This window comes from Pseudomonas sp. 29 (assembly GCF_002754355.1).
GTDB lineage: Bacteria > Pseudomonadota > Gammaproteobacteria > Pseudomonadales > Pseudomonadaceae > Aquipseudomonas > Aquipseudomonas neuropathica.
Genome location: NZ_PEEY01000001.1, coordinates 226154 through 240916, shown reverse-complemented (window position 1 = coordinate 240916; position 14763 = coordinate 226154). Strand labels below are relative to the sequence as shown.

General features: G+C 59.1%; 13 protein-coding genes. 5 read left to right on the top strand and 8 right to left on the bottom strand.

Annotated features, from left to right (window positions below; translation table 11 throughout):
- Positions 1-14 precede the first annotated feature (14 nt).
- From CLU80_RS00940 to pepN, 3 genes are read left to right on the top strand one after another with little or no spacing between them, the layout of a single operon-like run.
- Positions 15-275: a YeaC family protein gene (locus CLU80_RS00940; protein WP_007919229.1), complete on the top strand. Its 261-nt coding sequence runs from the start codon at positions 15-17 to the stop codon at positions 273-275.
- Positions 272-1102, top strand: a complete 831-nt coding sequence (locus CLU80_RS00935) for a DUF2797 domain-containing protein (RefSeq protein WP_093430729.1) — start codon at positions 272-274, stop codon at positions 1100-1102. The genes CLU80_RS00940 and CLU80_RS00935 overlap by 4 nt, the downstream gene beginning before the upstream one ends.
- A 10-nt stretch (positions 1103-1112) precedes the next feature.
- Positions 1113-3770: an aminopeptidase N gene (pepN, locus tag CLU80_RS00930; RefSeq protein ID WP_099756502.1), complete on the top strand. Its 2658-nt coding sequence runs from the start codon at positions 1113-1115 to the stop codon at positions 3768-3770.
- A gap of 285 nt (positions 3771-4055) precedes the next feature.
- Here pepN and katG read toward each other — a convergent pair whose 3' ends face one another.
- Positions 4056-6326, bottom strand: coding sequence for a catalase/peroxidase HPI (katG, locus tag CLU80_RS00925; RefSeq protein ID WP_099756501.1), 2271 nt, complete (start codon positions 6324-6326; stop codon positions 4056-4058).
- A 151-nt stretch (positions 6327-6477) separates the two neighbouring features.
- Positions 6478-8688 (bottom strand): LTA synthase family protein, encoded by a 2211-nt coding sequence (locus CLU80_RS00920; RefSeq protein WP_099756500.1) that lies wholly within the window; start codon positions 8686-8688, stop codon positions 6478-6480.
- A 419-nt stretch (positions 8689-9107) separates the two neighbouring features.
- Here CLU80_RS00920 and CLU80_RS00915 point away from each other — a divergent pair, with 419 nt between their 5' ends.
- Positions 9108-10124, top strand: a complete 1017-nt coding sequence (locus CLU80_RS00915; protein ID WP_099756499.1) for an ABC transporter substrate-binding protein — start codon at positions 9108-9110, stop codon at positions 10122-10124.
- Between the two features lie 104 nt (positions 10125-10228).
- Here CLU80_RS00915 and CLU80_RS00910 read toward each other — a convergent pair whose 3' ends face one another.
- The 3 genes from CLU80_RS00910 to CLU80_RS00900 form a co-directional block, all read right to left on the bottom strand.
- Complete coding sequence (locus tag CLU80_RS00910) at positions 10229-10549, bottom strand: hypothetical protein (protein ID WP_099756498.1); 321 nt, start codon at positions 10547-10549, stop codon at positions 10229-10231.
- 181 nt (positions 10550-10730) lie between these two features.
- Positions 10731-10928, bottom strand: a complete 198-nt coding sequence (locus tag CLU80_RS00905) for a helix-turn-helix transcriptional regulator (RefSeq protein ID WP_099756497.1) — start codon at positions 10926-10928, stop codon at positions 10731-10733.
- Positions 10925-11299 (bottom strand): hypothetical protein, encoded by a 375-nt coding sequence (locus tag CLU80_RS00900; protein WP_099756496.1) that lies wholly within the window; start codon positions 11297-11299, stop codon positions 10925-10927. Before CLU80_RS00900 ends, CLU80_RS00905 begins: the two co-directional genes overlap by 4 nt.
- Positions 11300-11520: 221 nt before the next feature.
- Between CLU80_RS00900 and CLU80_RS00895 the strand changes: the two genes are divergently transcribed.
- On the top strand, positions 11521-12018 hold the full coding sequence (locus CLU80_RS00895) for a cupredoxin domain-containing protein (protein WP_099756495.1): 498 nt from the start codon (positions 11521-11523) through the stop codon (positions 12016-12018).
- An 80-nt stretch (positions 12019-12098) separates the two neighbouring features.
- Here CLU80_RS00895 and CLU80_RS00890 read toward each other — a convergent pair whose 3' ends face one another.
- The 3 genes from CLU80_RS00890 to CLU80_RS00880 form a co-directional block, all read right to left on the bottom strand.
- Positions 12099-12578 carry a copper chaperone PCu(A)C gene (locus CLU80_RS00890; protein WP_099756494.1) on the bottom strand — a complete coding sequence of 160 codons (480 nt, stop codon included), beginning with the start codon at positions 12576-12578 and terminating at the stop codon, positions 12099-12101.
- Complete coding sequence (locus CLU80_RS00885) at positions 12578-13183, bottom strand: SCO family protein (RefSeq protein WP_007915980.1); 606 nt, start codon at positions 13181-13183, stop codon at positions 12578-12580. Before CLU80_RS00885 ends, CLU80_RS00890 begins: the two co-directional genes overlap by 1 nt.
- A 156-nt stretch (positions 13184-13339) precedes the next feature.
- Positions 13340-14734 carry an efflux transporter outer membrane subunit gene (locus tag CLU80_RS00880; protein WP_099756493.1) on the bottom strand — a complete coding sequence of 465 codons (1395 nt, stop codon included), beginning with the start codon at positions 14732-14734 and terminating at the stop codon, positions 13340-13342.
- Between the last annotated feature and the right edge of the window lie 29 nt (positions 14735-14763).

Sequence of the window (14763 nt, the reverse complement as noted above, 5' to 3'; positions counted from 1 at the left end):
GCACGGAGACCCTGATGTCCTCTTTTAACGACATGATCAACAACATCACCCCGGACATCTACGAGAGCCTGAAACTGGCCGTGGAAATCGGTAAGTGGTCCGACGGTGGCAAACTCACCGCCGAACAGCGCGAGCTGTCGTTGCAGGCGATGATCGCCTGGGAAATCCAGAACCTGCCTGAAGACCAGCGCACCGGTTACATGGGCCCGCAGGAATGTGCATCGAAGTCGATCGAAGTGCCGAACATTCTGTTCAAATCGGATGCCATCCATTGATCGAGATTGGCCGCGGTGCAATCAGCAAAATGTCGGCGCGCCTGGACGGGCCGAACGTGCAATACGCGTTTCGTCTGGATGACGTCGAGGTGCCGGTCAATCCGTTGATTGGCAGCACGGTGCGTCTGGAATACCTGGGGGCGATTCACTGCACCCATTGCGGGCGCAAGACCAAAACCAGTTTCAGTCAGGGTTACTGCTACCCGTGCATGACCAAACTGGCGCAGTGCGACCTGTGCATCATGAGCCCGGAGCGCTGCCACTATGACGCCGGCACCTGCCGCGAGCCGGAGTGGGGCGAAAAATTCTGCATGACCGACCATGTGGTTTACCTGTCCAATTCGTCGGGGATCAAGGTTGGCATCACTCGTGCTACGCAACTGCCGACTCGCTGGATCGATCAGGGCGCATGTCAGGCATTGCCGATCATGCGCGTCTCGACACGGCAGCAATCGGGCTTCGTTGAAGACCTGTTCCGCAGTCAGGTCGCGGATAAAACCAACTGGCGCGCGCTGCTCAAGGGCGATGCGGCGGCGGTCGATCTGGCGCAGGTACGTGACCAGTTATTCGAAAGCTGCGCCGAAGGCCTGCAAGGTTTGCAGGAGCGATTCGGCCTACAGGCTATTCAGACGATTGCCGATGTCGAACCGCTGGAAATCCGCTATCCGGTCGAGCAATACCCGGCCAAAATCGTCAGCTTCAACCTGGACAAGAACCCGATTGCCGAAGGCACGCTGCTGGGGATCAAGGGCCAGTACCTGATCTTCGACACCGGCGTGATCAATATTCGCAAGTACACGGCTTATCAGCTCGCCGTGCATCAATAAGGACGCCAGCATGCGCACCGAACAACCGAAGATGATTTACCTGAAGGACTATCAGGCGCCCGAGTACCTGATCGACGAAACACACCTGACCTTCGAGTTGTTCGAGGATCACAGCCTGGTGCACGCGCAGTTGGTCATGCGCCGCAACCCGGCGCGTGGCCCGGGCCTGCCGCCGCTGGTGCTCGATGGCCAGCAGCTGGAGTTGCTCTCGGTAACGCTGGCGGATCAGGAACTGTCTGACGGCGACTACCAGCTCACCGAAAACCACCTGACCCTGCAGCCGACCAGCGAAAGCTTCACGGTCGACACCAGCGTGAAGATCCATCCGGAAACCAACACCGCACTGGAAGGCCTGTACAAGTCCGGCACGATGTTCTGCACCCAGTGCGAGGCCGAAGGTTTCCGCAAGATCACTTATTACCTCGACCGCCCGGACGTGATGAGCAAGTTCACCACCACCGTGGTCGCCGAACAGCACAGCTATCCGGTGCTGCTCTCCAACGGCAACCCGATTGCCTCGGGCCCGGGCGAAGATGGCCGGCACTGGGCAACCTGGGAAGACCCGTTCATGAAACCGGCGTACCTGTTCGCGCTGGTGGCCGGTGATTTGTGGTGCGTTGAAGACAGCTTCACCACCATGACCAACCGCGATGTTGCACTGCGCATTTATGTCGAGCCGGAAAACATCGACAAGTGCCAGCACGCGATGAACAGCCTGAAGAAGTCGATGCGCTGGGACGAAGAGGTTTACGGTCGCGAGTACGATCTGGACATCTTCATGATCGTCGCCGTCAACGACTTCAACATGGGCGCGATGGAGAACAAGGGCCTCAACATCTTCAACTCCAGCGCCGTACTGGCCCGCGCCGAAACCGCGACCGACGCCGCGCATCAGCGCGTTGAAGCAATCGTCGCCCACGAATATTTCCACAACTGGTCGGGCAACCGCGTGACTTGCCGCGACTGGTTCCAGCTGTCGCTGAAAGAAGGTTTCACCGTATTCCGTGACTCGGGCTTCTCTGCTGACATGAACTCGGCCACGGTCAAGCGCATTCAGGACGTGGCTTATCTGCGCACCCACCAGTTCGCCGAAGATGCCGGCCCGATGGCCCACGCTGTGCGCCCGGACAGCTTTATCGAAATCTCCAACTTCTACACCCTGACCGTGTACGAGAAGGGTTCGGAAGTGGTTGGCATGATCCACACCTTGCTCGGTGCCGAAGGCTTCCGTAAGGGCAGCGATCTGTACTTCGAACGCCATGACGGTCAGGCAGTGACATGCGACGACTTCATCAAGGCCATGGAAGATGCCAACGGCGTCGATCTGAGCCAGTTCAAGCGCTGGTACAGCCAGGCCGGCACGCCGCGTCTGGCGGTGAGCGAGTCTTACGACGCTGCCGCAAAAACCTACAGCCTGACCTTCCGCCAGAGCTGCCCGGAAACCCCGGATAAAGTTGAAAAACTGCCGTTCGTGATTCCGGTCGAACTCGGCCTGCTCGACAGCCAAGGTAACGAAATTGCCTTGCGTCTGGGCGGCGAAGCGTCGGCGCAAGGTACCACCCGCGTGATCTCGGTGACCGAAGCCGAGCAGACCTTCACCTTCGTCGACATCGCCGAACAGCCGCTGCCCTCGCTGCTGCGCGGTTTCTCCGCGCCGGTCAAGCTGAGCTTCCCGTACAACCGCGATCAGCTGATGTTCCTGATGCAGCACGACAGCGACGGCTTCAACCGCTGGGATGCCGGTCAGCAACTGTCGGTGCAAGTGCTGCAAGAATTGATCGGCCAGCAACAGAAAGGCGAGAGCCTGAAGCTCGACCCGCGTCTGGTGTCGGCGCTGCGTACGGTGCTGTCGGATGAAACGCTGGACCAGGCCATGGTCGCCGAAATGCTCTCGTTGCCGGGTGAGGCGTACCTCACTGAAATCAGCGAAGTGGCTGACGTCGACGCGATCCATATCGCCCGAGAGTTCGCTCGCCAGCAATTGGCGGAAGGTCTGTTCGAAGCGCTGTGGCTGCGGTATCAGGCCAACCGTGATTTGTCGAAGAAAACCCCGTACGTGGCCGAAGCCGAGCACTTCGCCCGTCGTGCGCTGCAGAACATTGCGCTGTCGTACCTGATGCTCAGCGGCAAGCCGGAAGTACTTGCGGCGGCGCTGGAACAGTTCGAAACAGCCGACAACATGACCGAGCGCCTGACCGCGCTGGCGGTGTTGGTCAATTCGCCGTTCGAAGAGCAGAAAGCCTTGGCGCTGGCCAGTTTCGCCGAGCACTTCAAGGACAACCCGCTGGTGATGGATCAGTGGTTCAGCGTGCAGGCCGGCAGCACCTTGCCGGGCGGTCTGGAACGGGTGAAAGCGTTGATGCAACACCCGGCGTTCAACATCAAGAACCCGAACAAGGTGCGTGCACTGGTCGGCGCGTTTGCCGGGCAGAACCTGATTAACTTCCACGCTACGGACGGCTCGGGTTATCGCTTCCTCGCGGATCTGGTGATTGAGTTGAACGGCTTCAACCCGCAGATCGCTTCGCGCCAATTGGCGCCGCTGACTCGCTGGCGTAAATACGACGATGCGCGGCAGGCGCTGATGAAGGCTGAGCTGGAGCGGATTCGGGCGTCTGGGCAGTTGTCGAGTGATGTGTATGAGGTGGTGAGCAAGAGCCTGGCTTGATGGTGTGTTGGCGTCGGTGTTCCAGCGTTGGACCGGCCCTCACCCTAACCCTCTCCCAGAGGGAGAGGGGACTGACTGAGGTGTTTTTGCGCTATACGCCGACCTGAAAGTCCGGAGCCGAACTCAGGACTTGAAAAGCACGAAGATCGGCTCCCTTTCCCCCTCGCCCCCCTGGGGGGAGAGGGCTGGGGTGAGGGGGTAGGATTCACGCATCACCACAAACCCCAAGCCGTACACATAAAAAAACGCCGCATTAACCAATGCGGCGTTTTTTTTGACTAAAAGTTACTTCAGGTCGAAACGATCCAGGTTGGTGACCTTCGTCCACGCCGCAACAAAGTCCTTAACAAACTGCTCCTTCGCATCCGAACTGGCATACACCTCAGCCAACGCCCTTAATTGCGCATTGGAACCAAACACCAGATCAACCCGCGTCGCCGTCCACTTCACGCTGCCGGTTTTACGGTCACGCCCCTCGAACTCATCCGCATCCCTCGAAGTAGGCTTCCACTCCACACCCATGTCTAGCAGGTTAGTGAAGAAGTCGTTGGTCAGCGCCTCGGTCTGCGAAGTGAACACACCATGCCGGGTTTGCCCGACGTTGGTGTTCAACACCCGCAAACCGCCCAGCAGCACAGTCATCTCCGGCGCGGTAAGGGTCAGCAGTTGCGCCTTGTCAATCAGCAACGCCTCGGCCGAGACGGTGTATTTGCCTTTGCTGTAGTTGCGGAAGCCATCGGCAATCGGTTCAAGGAAGCCGAAGGAATCAACATCGGTTTGCTCTTGGGTTGCATCCGTACGCCCCGGGGTGAACGGCACCGTGACCGAATGGCCGGCGTTTTTCGCTGCTTGTTCGACTCCGGCATTGCCCGCCAACACGATCAGGTCCGCCAGCGAGACTTTCTTGCCAGCAGCGCCGCTGTTGAAGTCGTTCTGAATGCCCTCAAGGGTTTGCAGCACTTTGGCCAGTTGCTCAGGCTGGTTGGCCTGCCAGAACTTTTGCGGTGCCAGACGCAGACGGCCACCATTGGCGCCGCCGCGCTTGTCGGAGCCACGGAACGTCGAGGCAGCGGCCCATGCGGTCGAGACCAGTTGCGACACCGAAAGGCCTGACGCGAGGATTTTGCCTTTCAGCGCAGCCGCGTCGCTGTCGTCGATCAGCGGATGAGTGACATCCGGAATCGGATCCTGCCACAGCAATTCTTCGCTCGGCAGTTCCGGGCCGAGATAGCGCGACAGCGGGCCCATGTCGCGGTGGATCAGTTTGTACCAGGCACGGGCGAAGGCGTCGGCCAGTTGATCCGGGTTGGCGAGGAAGCGCCGCGAGATCTGCTCGTAAGCCGGGTCGAAACGCAGCGCCAGGTCGGAGGTGAGCATGGTCGGCGAAAGCTTTTTGCTCGGATCATGGGCATGCGGAACGGTGCCGGCACCGGCGCCGTTTTTCGGAATCCACTGATGCGCGCCAGCCGGGCTTTTGGTCAGTTCCCACTCGAAACCGAACAGGTTTTCCAGGTAGTTATTGCTCCACTTCGTCGGTGTGGTGGTCCAGGTCACTTCCAGACCGCTGGTAATGGTGTCGCCACCCTTGCCGGTACCGAACGCGTTGCGCCAACCGAGGCCTTGTTCTTCGAGGCCGGCCGCTTCCGGCTCAGGCCCGACGTTATCGGCTGGGCCGGCGCCGTGGGTTTTACCGAAGGCGTGACCGCCAGCGATCAACGCGACGGTTTCTTCATCGTTCATGGCCATGCGGCCGAAGGTTTCGCGAATGTCGTGGGCTGAAGCGACCGGGTCTGGATTGCCTTCCGGACCTTCGGGGTTCACGTAGATCAGGCCCATTTGCACGGCGGCGAGCGGGTTTTCCAGATTGCGTTCGCCTTGATCGGTGCGGCTCTCTTCTTTGCCATGCAAATCCGGCTCGGCGACCAACGTACCGTCACCGGGTTCCTGCATGGCGGACTTGTCTTTGCCGTAACGGCTGTCGCCGCCCAGCCATTCGTGCTCCGAACCCCAGTAAACGTCTTCGTCCGGCTCCCACACATCTGGACGGCCACCAGAGAACCCGAAGGTTTTGAAACCCATGGACTCCAGCGCGACGTTCCCGGTGAGAACGATCAGGTCAGCCCAGGAAATATTGCGGCCATATTTCTGTTTGATCGGCCACAGCAGGCGGCGGGCCTTGTCGAGGCTGACGTTGTCCGGCCAGCTGTTCAGCGGCGCAAAACGCTGCTGGCCGGAGCCGGCGCCACCACGGCCATCGGCGGTGCGATAAGTGCCGGCGCTGTGCCAGGCCATGCGGATGAAGAGGGGGCCGTAGTGGCCAAAGTCGGCCGGCCACCAGTCCTGAGAGTCGGTCATCAGCGCATTGAGGTCTTGTTTCAGCGCTTGGAAGTCCAGGCTTTTGAAGGCTTTGGCGTAGTCGAAATCCTTGCCCAACGGATCGGACTTTGGCGAATGCTGACTGAGGATTTTCAGGTTGAGTTGATTCGGCCACCAGTCACGGTTCGTCGTGCCACCACCGGCGGCGTGGTTGAACGGGCATTTCGATTCGTTTGCCATGTTCGGGTCCTTATCAGGTCTGCTACGGCCGGCTCGTGCCGACTTCGGACTAGTAAGGCTAGACCCGACTGGGGAAGTCAGCTAATAGGCCGACTATTGGACGTTGATAGTCAGAACCTTTTACTGCGCGCTCGCCCCTATATGACCTTGATCAGGTGGATTGGGCCGTGTCGTCCTCCGGCACGTCGTCAAGGATGTCCTCTTGCCCTGGCAACTCGGTAATCACACTGAAATCCGTCACCTCAACCGCGCCCAATCCATACCCCAGCAAATGGAAAGAAAACGCTTTGCGCTCTTGCGGGTTGTCGAAGCTGAAGTTCATTTCCAGTGGCTGCTCGGCGGTTGCCACCATCTCCTGCGGCAGGCCAATCTGCACGTCCTGTTCAAACTCTTTGGCCTTGAGCTTAATGTACGCCGCTTGTTGCGGATCGACCGAGCGCACGGTCAGGCGCACGCGGGTGTGCGAGCCTTTGGGCATTTCCAGGTACTGCGCGCCGATCAGGTTGTCGGCCCAGTCATCCTTGATTTGCGCTTGCAGCGGGATGACGTTGGTGCTGCCGAACTGATAGCGATGATTGAGCGGCGTGCGCAGCAGCGACAGGTCGAGAGCGTTGGCGCGGGCGGCGATCTGCCGGGCCGGGTGACCGCTGTAGTTGCCTTTGTACGTGGCGCTTTCAGCGATGAACCCGGCGCTTTCGTAATAGCGGCAGCGGCGCGGCATGTCGCACTCGGAAAAAATCCCCTGACCGTTGTGATAGCGCAGCTTGCCGTTGGTGAACGACATGATTTCGCGGCCGCTGTCGTAGTCGCGAAACAGCGAGCGGCCGCTCAGCGCGGAAGGCACCGGCAGGTCGAAGTAGTCGAGGATGGAAGTGCTCAGATCGACGTGGCCATACACGCCTTTGTTGAGCCTTGGCAGTTGTTCATGCTCCGGCGCCAGGGTCAGGTTGAAGCCCCATGAAGAGGCCAGGCGCACGCCGTCAATGCCATGGGATTCGTCCGAGGTGATCACCACCAGCGTATCTTTCAGGACGCCCTGGCGCTCGAGGCCGCTGAGGAATTGCTCCAGCGCATCGTCGAGATAACCGACGGCGGCCTGTTTCGGCGTTTCGTAGCGCTCCAGGTATTCCTCGGGCGCGGAGTAGGGCTGATGGGTGCCGACGGTCAGCAATGTCAGCATCCACGGCTTCTTCTGCTTTTTCAGTTGGCCGACATAATCCAGTGCGCCTTCGAAAAACGCCTTGTCATCCTTGCCCCACGGGAATTCCAGATAATTGCTGTTGCTGAACCATTCCAGACCGTGCGTCGCATCGAAACCAATGTGCGGCATGATCTTGTCTTTGGCCATGAAGCGCAGCCCGGCACCTTGCAGATAGTGGGTGCTGAAGCCGTGTTCGCGCAGCTGCGCCGGCAGGCAGGCCTGATTGCGCTCGTTGAGGGTGAGCATTTCCACGCCTTTGGGCGTGCCGTTGTTGAGTTTGTCGTAATCGCCGCAGAGCATCGCGTACAGACCGCGAATGGTCTGGTGCGTATGCAGCACGTAGTCCGGGGTGTTCATGCCGCGCTCGGCCCAGCGGCTGAGGTTGGGCATCAGGTCTTCCTGATAATGGCTGCCGATCGCCTCGCGGTTGGCGCGGATGTAAGCCCCGGGAATGCCTTCCAGCGCGATGATCAGCACGTTGCGTGCTTGTCCCGGCGCGGCCAGCAGTTTCTGCCCGTTGAGGTCGACGTCGGTGAGCCCGGCCATCGCCGGCGCGGGTTCTTCGACATCGCCGTCCAGCCATTCCTCGGCCTGGATCTGCAGATCGGCGACCTCGCTGGCCAGCAATTGGTGCGGCAGGTTGTACTGGCGCCACGGATCCGCTTCGTTCGGCCACAGGTTCTGCGCGCCCCAGTGGGCGGCGAACAATACCAGCGGCGCGCTCCAGGCTGCGCGGGGCAGGGGCGGACGTGGCAGGTTGCGGTTGGCAAACCGGGTCAGCAGCCAGAACAGCAGGGCCAGTAGCAAAGTGATGCCCAGCGCAGGATGGGCCAGACCGCCACCCGTGGAGTTTTCCACGAACTGCGGATCGATCAGGTAATGAATGTCCGAAGGCGTCGGCAGCCGACCGACCGCGCTGACCAGTTCAGCGGTCGCCACCGCCAGCAATCCCCAGAACAGCAACACCGGCAAGGCCAGCCACCACGCCCGGCGATGCAGCAACACCACCAACAGGCTGCCGATGGCCAGATCCGACAAATAGCCCAGCGGTGCCGACCAACCCAGCGCCGCACGCAGGCACAGCGGCACCACCAGCACCAGAACAATCAGGGAAAAGAGGCGGGCATGCGGCTGCCGCAACCGATTAAAAAGAGCGCTCACAAAAAAGACCTTCCAGCCATTAAACCGTCATAAAAGTGTGCGCGATGATACCAAGGGTGAGCTGTCTGATCGCCCTTTTAAACCCTCAGCTGATGCGCTGGTGCGGTGGCCTCTGAAGGTGATGGAGTGTCTGCAGGCCTGACCCGCCTTCGCGTGGCACGGCAATCGACGATATTGAGGCTGGTGGATTTATTGTTTCAGGCTGTTTAACCCGTCGAGCCGCCACCGGATTCCAATGTAGGAGTTGCGGCACGCTGCGATCTTTTGATCTTGTTATCGAAACCCGGAATCAAAAGATTGCAGCCTCCTTTCGCTCGACAACCCGTGCTATCGATATGCGATAAAGGTATTTAATTTCTGTTTTTTATAGCGATAAAGTCAGGCCTTTCAGCACACCACTCCCATGCTGCGAGGTTGTCATGGCCACACCGTTCAAACGTTCTGCACTGACTCTGTTGGCCGCCTCCCTGGCCGCGAGTGCGTTGTTCAGCACCGGCGCCCAGGCTGAAGGCAAGATCAGCATCGCCCAGCAATTCGGCATCGGTTACCTGATTCTCGATGTAGTGCGCGACCAGAACCTCATCGAAAAACACGGTAAGGCGCAGGGCCTCGACATCAAGGTCGACTGGAACAGCATCTCCGGCGCCACCGCGATGAACGAAGCGTTGCTCACCGGATCGCTCGACGTGGTTTCTGCCGGTGTGCCGCCGATGCTCACCGTGTGGGATCGCACCAAAGGCAAACAGAACGTCAAAGCCATCGCCGCGCTGGGTTCGATGCCCAACTATCTGCTGACCAACAATCCAAACATCAAGACGCTCAAGGACTTCACCGACAAGGACCGCATTGCCGTGCCGGCCGCCGGTGTCGGTTTCCAGTCACGCACCTTGCAGATCGAAACCGCCAAGGAATTCGGTGACGCGCAGTACAAGAAATTCGATGACATCTCAGTCAGCCTTCCGCATCCCGATGCAACGGCCGCGCTGATCGCCGGCGGCTCTGAGATCAACTCGCACTTCTCCAGCCCGCCGTTCCAGTACCAGGCTTTGCAGAATCCCAACGTGCACAAAGTGCTGAGCTCCTATGACGTGCTCGGCGGTCAGGCAACGTTCAACGTGCTCTACACCACAGAAAAATTCCACGACGAAAACCCGAAAACCTACAAGGCGTTCTACGACGCTTTGGCTGAGGCTGAGAAAATCATCAAGGCCGACAAACCGGCGGCGGCTCAGGCTTATATCCGTGTCGAGCAGTCGAAGTTGCCGCTGGCCCTGGTCGAGCAAATCGTCAAAGACCCGGAAATCGACTTCACCGTGGTGCCACAGCGCACCTTTATTTATGCCGAGAAATTGCAGGAACTGGGCGTGCTGAAGAACAAGGCCGACAGCTGGAAGGATTACTTTTTTGAAGAGGCGCATGGTGCTGCGGGGAGTTGAAAGTCAGTAGCGTGCGCGAGCTTTATTCACGATCGCGTTTGCTTCGCGCTTCGTACTGCTGAACCAGAGTGGCCTGGTCATCACAGGCCACTCCGGTTCAGCGGTCAATCAACTACATTGAATTTTTCACTGAACTGGTTATCGCCTGGCCACCAGCGGAAAAGACAGTTAACTGTTTTGCCTTTGCTGAGTTCCAGTCCCCAACGGGGGGCGATTGCATACGATTTGCCAGTTTCTAGGCTTGAGATATTGGTATCCAGCGAACTGCCATTCGCAAATGAGAGGGCTAGATTAAAGCGCGTCATGTCTTGCTCCGGCGTGACTTTGGCGCCTATATCTCCGATTTTCGACAATGAGATCGTGTTGCTTTGAAGATCCAGTCCCTGGAATTCAAAAGGAAAATTTTCGTTTCTGTTTGCATTCATCGTTCATTGCTCCAGTTCGTTGCGATAGGCTGCAGTCATTGCAGGCAAGGCATAGCGTAAAGAGCAAAGAAAATTTGAGTAACTGTAAAAAATGACAGTTTTTTATAGCTAAAGGAAATTGACCTGCGCGTTTGAAGTAATATTGGTAATCGTGGCAAAGCAACGCTTCCGTCGGTTCAAATCAACGCTCGCCATCATCAAAAATGCTTTCGATTGATAACTCGAACGCCCGAGCAATCTGAAAGGCCAGTGGCAGGCTCGGGTCGTAGCGTTCGTTTTCAATCGCGTTAATCGTCTGACGCGACACGCTCAGGCGTTCAGCCAGATCGACCTGCGACCATTTGCGCTCGGCGCGCAATTCCTTGAGGCGGTTTTTCATTGGTAGCGGCGTCGCGCAATGTGCAGACCGACAATCCACATCAGCCCCATCACCGGCCACACACACGTCCACGGAATGTGCGGAGCGCCGACGTTTTCCAGAAAACCGTAGCTGAAGGTCAGCAGTGCCGAGGCGGCGAAGGCAAAACCCAACGCCTCAAACTGGATGCGCAGATGCATCTCATCCATACGCCGCATGTTGCGCACGATCGCCCAGCACATCAGTCCCGCCGGAATGATCGGCGTCAGTGCGACGGCCGAGCGCAGCACGATGGGGGCGTCCATCAGGTATTGCGAGGCAATCAATGAGGCTGTCAGCACCAGCATGTAGATGATTAATGCTGCGCCCAATTCGAGGTAGTACCGGTTCATTCTTCACTTCCTATGTAAAAGACCCTTTACATGGTCGCCGAAGATTTATCCGATGTAAAGCACGCTTTCCATCACGCTGGTCGCCTCGAACATGCTGGTGTCGGAGCAGTTGCAGCGTAGGGGCACGCGTTCTGGACAGCGTAATAACCACTCAGTAGCATTCGAACTCAACGGATTATCCCTTCGCACGTCGTCCGACGTGCAACGCTCAAGGAATCGACATGCGCGAGACCCCCAATGACCCACAACGAACCGTCGTGACCTTGGTCAACGGCGAGATTCACCATGAAACCAAGATCAGTTTCAGCTCCATGTCGCTCGTCGATGGCGAAATTCGCGTGCATCGTGCTGAAGGCAATCAGCTAGACATTCCGGTGGCCGGGGCGGACTTCGCTTGGCGCATTGATCTGGATGGGGTGCACAGAGTACCGGTGACGCAGGCAGCGGTTGAACCGGTTGAACCGGTGCGTGCCGATGACAGCTTGAAGTTGTTCACCTCGAAAAACGTGTGGATCACCCTCGGGCTGTGGTTCTTCGTCAGTTCGGTTTTCGGTTGGCTGGGGATTGTGGCGGCAGGCGGATATCTCGGTTACCAGTGGCGTGAGGTGGAAAAGCGCAAGGGACAGTTGGCCAAGGCGCCCGTAGATAAGGCCGTGCCCCGTTCCGGCTCGGGAATGTCACGGGAAAGTGTGCGCAAGGCATTGGCCCGCAGGCGTTAATGCGGCGCCCATCAAAGACAAAAAAAGGGGCGGCCTGATCATCGATCAGGCCGCCCCTTTTTTATTGCCGCTCAGTCAGATCAGTGCATTTTGCTGTGATCGTGACCTTCCATGTTGGTCAGCGCACGAACCGGTGCCTTCACTTCGATGGTTTCTTTCTCGCCCTTGGCGTTTTCCAAGGTCAGGGTCAGCGGTACGCTTTCGCCTTCCTTCAGCTGACCGGTCAGGCCCATCAGCATCACGTGGTAGCCGTTCGGATCAAGCTTGACGGCTTTGCCGGCCGGCAGCTCGACGAACTTCGCCGGGCCCATGCTCATGACGTCGTTCTTCATGGTCATTTCGTGGATCTGCACGTCTTTGGCCGCTGGCGTCGCGACGCTGAGCAACTTGCTGTCGCTGTCGGCGGTGAGGGTCATGAACGCGCCGCTGGCGGACTGGGTCGGCACGGTGGCACGGACCCAGGCGTCGTCGACTTTGGTCTGCGCGGACACCTGGAACGCCAGGCCCAGTAGAGACAGACCGATGACAGCGCGTTTGATGTGGTTCAGAACAGGTTGCATCAGCAAACCTCCATAACAGTAAGCAAATCTTCCGTGCATTGTTCTGCCGAAAGCGAGGTGGACAGACCCAGGCGCAAGCCGCCGTTGGAGTCGTAAACGTAACTGGTGGCAGTGTGCGAGATGGTATAGGTGTCGCCGGCCGGGACTTTCTCGTAGAACACGTCGAATTCCTTGGCGGTGGCCGCGGTTTCCTCGAGTGTGCCGTACAGCGCAACGAACGTCGGGTCGAAGGCCTTCATGTAGGCGTCGAGGATTTCCGGGGTATCGCGCTCGGGATCGAGGGTGATGAAGATCACCTGCAAACGATCGCCATCGGCGCCCATCAGTTTCTTGATTTTCGCCGCGCGGGCGAGGGTGGTCGGGCAGACTGCCGGGCACTGGGTGAAGCCGAAGAAGACCATCGGCATCATGCCGCGAAAGCTCGACAGCGTCATGGTTTCGCCATCGGTGTTCTTCAGTTTGAAGGTGCGCCCCATGATCTTGTTACTCAGATCCTTGCCGTACTTGTACGACAGTTGGCCGCGGGTGTCGCAGCCGGCGAGCAGGCCGAGCCCGAGTACGCCCATTCCCGCAAGCACCTTGCGGCGAGTCAACAAAGCCGTCATCTAATACCGCCTTTTGCAGCCCGTCAGTCAGCAGGACTGGCGGGGGGTTAACCGTAAAAGCGGCGCATGATACCAAACTGCAGGCAGACGCCGGCCACGGATCGCCGCACGGCAGAGGATCGCGCGACAAAAGGTGTAAGAAAAAGTGACTACAGCTTACTGCACGCTTGATTCAGCGGCGCTCCAGCCCCCGCCCAGCGCGGTGTAAAGGTTGACCTCGGCGACCAGTTGCGCGAGGCGATCGGTGATCAGGCCTTGCTGCGAACTGAACAGCGAACGCTGCGCATCGAGGAACGTCAGGCTGCTGTCGACGCCATTCTGATAACGGTTTTGCGCCAGGTTGTAGTAAGTCTGTGTGGCCGCGACCAGATCGCGCTGCGCCTGCAATTGCTGCTGATACGTGCTGCGCGCAGCGAGGCCGTCGGCGACTTCCTGAAATGCGGTTTGAATCGATTTTTCGTATTCGGCCACCGCCACATCTTTCTGTAGCTTCGAATAATCCAGGCTGGCGCGCAGGCTGCCGGCGTTAAAAATCGGCAGGCTGATCTGCGGCTGGAAGGTCCAGGCGCCAGAGCCACCGCCGAACAGCCCGGACAGATCGCGGCTCGACGTCCCGGCATTCGCCGTCAGGCTGACACTGGGAAAAAACGCCGCCCGTGCCGCACCGATATTGGCGTTGGCTGCTTTCAGTTTGTACTCCGCCTGAAGGATGTCCGGACGCCGTTGCAGCAGATCCGAGGGCAGGCCGGCGGGCAGTTGCCGCACCAGCTCGCTGGCCAGTGGGCGGGCGGGCAGTGACTCGGGCACGGGCGCGCCGACCAGCAAGGTCAGGCTGTTCAAGTCCTGGGCGACCTGACGCTGATAGCGCGCCAGATTGGCCCGGGAACTGTCGACGCTGGTCTTCGCCTGCGCCTGCTCCAGCGCTGACGATTTGCCGGCCTCACGGTTGCGGGTGGTCAGGTGCAGGCTCTGTTCATCGGCAGCAAGGGTGTCGCGGGTCAGCTCCAGCAGCTCCTGATCGGCGCGCCAGGTCAGGTAGGCGCTGGCGACGTTGGCCACCAGACTCAGCTCGGCACTGCGCCGCGCTTCTTCAGTCGAGAGCCAGGTTTGCAAGGCCTCCTCGCTGAGGCTGCGCACGCGACCGAAGAAGTCCAGCTCATAAGCGCTGATGCCGAGGTTGACCGAGTACGTCGAATTGATCAGCGCTTTGCCTAGGGTCACGCTCGGCGGCATGCGCTGGCGCAATTCATTGGCATTGGCCGACACCGCCGGCAGCAGGTCGGCGCGCTGGATGCGGTATTGCGCCTGAAAGGCTTCGACGTTGAGTGCCGCCACGCGCAGGTCGCGGTTGTTGACCAGCGCGCTTTCGATCAGTTGTTGCAGCGCCGGATCGGTGAACAGCGTGCGCCAGTCCTCGGCGCTCGTGGCTGGCTGCGTTGCTGTCGGATACTGCGCGGCGGTGGGGGAAGCGGGGCGCTGATACTCGGGAATCAATGAACAACCGCCCATCAGCACCGCGATGGACAGCAGGGAAAGTCGCAACGTCAACATCGAACTGCCTCATGCATATAAAGAGCGTT